Raw genomic sequence first — 3,793 nt, 5'->3', positions numbered from 1 at the left:
TTTGCTTGCCCTATCAGCAGCCCTAGGCACAACCATAGGCGACAGCACAGCAAGCACGGTGAATAATGTGGGGCAGACAAGGTGGAATTATTTGACGCATAGGCAGTTGCAAGAGAAAACAGCCTGTTATGGTACTGCCAAAGATTGTGCAGACCATATCGCTAAATATGATAAAATATCCAAAGAGCAAGATGAAAGATTAAAAGCAGTTTGTTCAAGTAACCCAAACAGCACTGACTGCCAACGCATGATGAAAGACGCTTTGGAATATGTAGGCGAAAACAGAAATCACTACGGAAAAGCAAGTGATATCAAAGCATCAACCAAAAGAGTCTTAAATGTCGCCAATTCTACAGGATATCACACTATTGACACCCTAAATGAAAGAGCCAATTACTTTGGAGCGATGTATGGATATACAGGGCAACCGTGGTTTAGAGTGGCTGAGGATGTTTCTAGAGAGGATCTTCAGGGCTGGATATATTCTGCTGGAAATATGACTTCTGATTTATATGGACCACCATTGGACAATTGGCGTGATGAAGCTGGCACTATTATCATGAAAAATGGCAAAGCTGATTTTCAGGATATTTACAAAAACCCAAAACAAAGCTATCAATGGAGTGTAACTAGGCTTCATAACGAACAATATGATTCTGAGCTACAAGCAGTACATGAAAAATGGTACAGGCAATGGAATGTGGTTGTGCGTAAAATTGCTGATTTTAAAGCTGGCGGACAATTACAAAGTCCTAAAGATAGAATTAATACTGGTTGTGACAAGATGTCAGAAGTTCAAGAATGTAAGGTGCAACAATGATTTTTGCCCCTGTTGATTTGTCGCTTATATGGATTGTTATTTTACAACCGATATTTGGTGTATTTTTTATAGGTGTGGGGATTTATTGGATATGGGGCAAAAACAAAATAAGATATTATCTTTTAAATCATAGCCTGTATATATCGGGGGTATATTTTCTGTGTGTTTTATCTAACTACTTTTTGACAATTAATGTTTGGCCGAATTATTTAAAGCAAGCAAGTACGATTGTTATACTATATGAACTGTATTGGTTTATAAATACCCTATCTTTTATCGGATTGTTTTTTGTATTTTTATATAATACATATTTTCGAAAAAGTTTATTAATGCAACTAAGAATTTTTAAAACCCACTGTTCTCTTGTCTTTTTATCTATTTTTGTAACGATGGCTTTGATATTTTTTGGTTGATATAAGGCATTTCTACCAACAGCCACAACAATGGCAATGAAGCCCAAGCATTTATAGGTGAACTTGCCAATGATAGACTGTATGGCGGTCGTCGTGCTGGTAGTGTGGCTGGGGCGGCTGGGTATGGGGTTGGGGTTAATTCTGTATCAGGTACAACAAAGCATGGAGACAAAAGAAAGGCTCAATCAAGAACAGATAGCCACAGGAGTGTTGGTGATGCTAATAAAGTTGTCTTGGAGGGAAGGCGATATCTTGACAGTGAAACTAGTGCTCATGTGTACATCAAGGGAGATAGGGTTGTAATTCTTGATAACGAAGGTAAAATCATAACGCAATTTAAAAATACCAAGCAAAATACTAGAAATAGAGTCAGGAGTGGAAAATGGATTCCTCAGTAATACAAACCAAGTTGGAATTGAGATTATTCTTTGTAAAAAGATATAATAATTTATTTAAGATATTTGTGTTATTTAATCCACAGACGGAGGCATATGCAGTGCCCATGTCTATTAACATGAGCGAGGTTGGAGATATTATGAATAGGGATCTGGAGATAACTCTAAATGAGATAATCTTGGATGAATTACAGCAGACTTTTTTAGATTGGTATGATAGTGCAGAATGTGCGATTGAATGCCATTTTTTGGAATTTGGTTAATAATTTAGACCAAATACAAGTTACCATTTAGCAAAGGATACAAAAAACAGCTAAATGCTCAGGTAATCATCACCACAGAATTTGGCAAAGAAGCCCCGAAAAGAATCGGTGATTATGCCCAAAACAAAGAACTTGAACTGCTTGCCGTAATCAGACTTGTAAAGATCAAGTAATTCAAAAATATTTAGCACTATCTGATCAACAACAAAAAAATTTAAACAATGTCTGCGTAATAAACTATAATGCCATACAATGTGAAAACTTACGCAAACAGTACTTTGCAATGAGTGAAACCCTCACTCAAACACATTTTAATAAGTTAGGCGGTACAAATTATTGGCTTCATGTAGAAAATGAAAATCAGCAAGCTGAATCAATTTGGCGAAATGTTGCACTTAGTAATCCAAATACTCAAGCCTTAGATAAAGCTGTACTGATTATACAAGAACAAGGTGGAGTTGGGACTGGTAGAAATAGTGGATTTTCTGCGGTTGGGATCAAGAATAATAAAAAACCCAATTCTACGGCTCAAACCCCTAAAAACAAACCAGTTGAAAAAGATTTGAGTTTACTCGGTGCCAATGGGTCTCAATTTCCTAGTACAACAGTATGGAGGGAGAAAGGTTCAAAAGCTCGTATTGATGTAGAAAACCCAGCACCAGGGGTTAGGGCTGGACAGATACACTATCAAGATGCCAATAATAAAAAATATTATTACAATCCAAAAGATGATAAATTTTATGTTGGTAAAATAGATGATGGTGTGCTTGCACCAAAATCTATACAGAATCTATTAAATGATAAAAAATTCCGCAAAGGAATAGACAAAGCCTTGAAGTATCTAGGAGCTAAATAAATATGCTGTTATTAAATCAAAGCATGCTTGGTTATATTGCCAAGATGAATATTGATATACAAAAATCAATACTAGATCCAAAACTTGAAAGAGTTTTATCAGAAGATTTTTTGGGTAAAGATGGCGGTGTTTTTTTTAAGGAAACATATCCTGATGATTATTTATATAGAACATTTTCGGCTGATGAAATAAAAAAAATTTATGCTGATTTATCTGGAATGGAGCAATCGTTCAACAAAATACATATAGGCGATTATGTAAATGATGATAAATTATTTGAGCAAGCAATTATATTTTTTCAAAAGTTTATAGAAAAATGGAATCGCCAAAGAGATTCTGAAGTTTTGGCAGTCTTAGCTTTTCAAGATGACGATGTTGGTCTTTTTGCAACATTTAACTTTCATCAAATCAGAGACGGTGAAATAGTTTATGATTTAAGTAATATAGAAGAGATTATTCAGCCAGTAATGTTTTATTTATCTTGATAGAATTTTTTTTAAAATTAATTCACACTGATTGTACAATTTTGGTATGTGAGCAATAATGGGTTTTGCAAATGCTTAAATGAGATACCCAGTAAGATTGTGCAGACCATATCGTTAAATATGATAAAATATCCAAAGAGCAAGATGAAAGATTAAAAGCAGTTTGTTCAAGTAACCCAAACAGCACTGACTGCCAACGCATGATGAAAGACGCTTTGGAATATGTAGGCGAAAACAGAAATCACTACGGAAAAGCAAGTGATATCAAAGCATCAACCAAAAGAGTCTTAAATGTCGCCAATTCTACAGGATATCACACTATTGACACCCTAAATGAAAGAGCCAATTACTTTGGAGCGATGTATGGATATACAGGGCAACCGTGGTTTAGGGTGGCAGAAAGTGAATCAAGAAACTGGCTTAGCCTAAAAGGGGCTGATAAAACCTTTTATTCCGACTGGATTGCTGAAGCTGGTGCTGTAATTATGAAAAACGGCAAAAAAGAATTCCAAGATATTTATAAAAATCACCAAAACAAAACTTTAAGCTGGAGCTATTGGC

Annotated in this window: 5 protein-coding genes and 1 pseudogene; all 6 read left to right on the top strand. The window is 35.3% G+C overall.

All coding sequences use genetic code 11. From position 1 onward, the window contains the following. Positions 1-820: DUF6862 domain-containing protein (locus tag BW928_RS11755; protein WP_375537538.1), on the top strand; the 820-nt coding region annotated here is incomplete at its 5' end. 795 nt (positions 821-1,615) lie between these two features. Beyond that, positions 1,616-1,891, top strand: coding sequence for a hypothetical protein (locus BW928_RS11750; protein WP_076556263.1), 276 nt, complete (start codon positions 1,616-1,618; stop codon positions 1,889-1,891). A 283-nt stretch (positions 1,892-2,174) separates the two neighbouring features. After that, positions 2,175-2,747 carry a hypothetical protein gene (locus tag BW928_RS11050; RefSeq protein WP_076556262.1) on the top strand — a complete coding sequence of 191 codons (573 nt, stop codon included), beginning with the start codon at positions 2,175-2,177 and terminating at the stop codon, positions 2,745-2,747. Positions 2,748-2,749: 2 nt separating this feature from the next. Next, positions 2,750-3,232 carry a PM0498 family protein gene (locus BW928_RS11045; RefSeq protein ID WP_076556261.1) on the top strand — a complete coding sequence of 161 codons (483 nt, stop codon included), beginning with the start codon at positions 2,750-2,752 and terminating at the stop codon, positions 3,230-3,232. Between the two features lie 110 nt (positions 3,233-3,342). Beyond that, a pseudogene (locus tag BW928_RS12260) lies at positions 3,343-3,411 on the top strand (hypothetical protein); the annotation flags it as partial. A 21-nt stretch (positions 3,412-3,432) separates the two neighbouring features. After that, positions 3,433-3,793: hypothetical protein (locus BW928_RS11040; RefSeq protein ID WP_144295813.1), on the top strand; the 361-nt coding region annotated here is incomplete at its 3' end.

Source organism: Moraxella cuniculi DSM 21768 (genome assembly GCF_900156515.1).
Lineage (GTDB): Bacteria > Pseudomonadota > Gammaproteobacteria > Pseudomonadales > Moraxellaceae > Moraxella > Moraxella cuniculi.
Note: the sequence above shows the minus strand (reverse complement) of the source record. Positions and strands in the feature narration are given on the sequence as shown.

Coding starts and splice junctions, on each gene's coding strand:
- BW928_RS11750 (WP_076556263.1), top strand. CDS start 1,616: ATGGATTCCTCAGTAATACAAACCAAGTTGGAATTGAGATTATTCTTT.
- BW928_RS11050 (WP_076556262.1), top strand. CDS start 2,175: ATGAGTGAAACCCTCACTCAAACACATTTTAATAAGTTAGGCGGTACA.
- BW928_RS11045 (WP_076556261.1), top strand. CDS start 2,750: ATGCTGTTATTAAATCAAAGCATGCTTGGTTATATTGCCAAGATGAAT.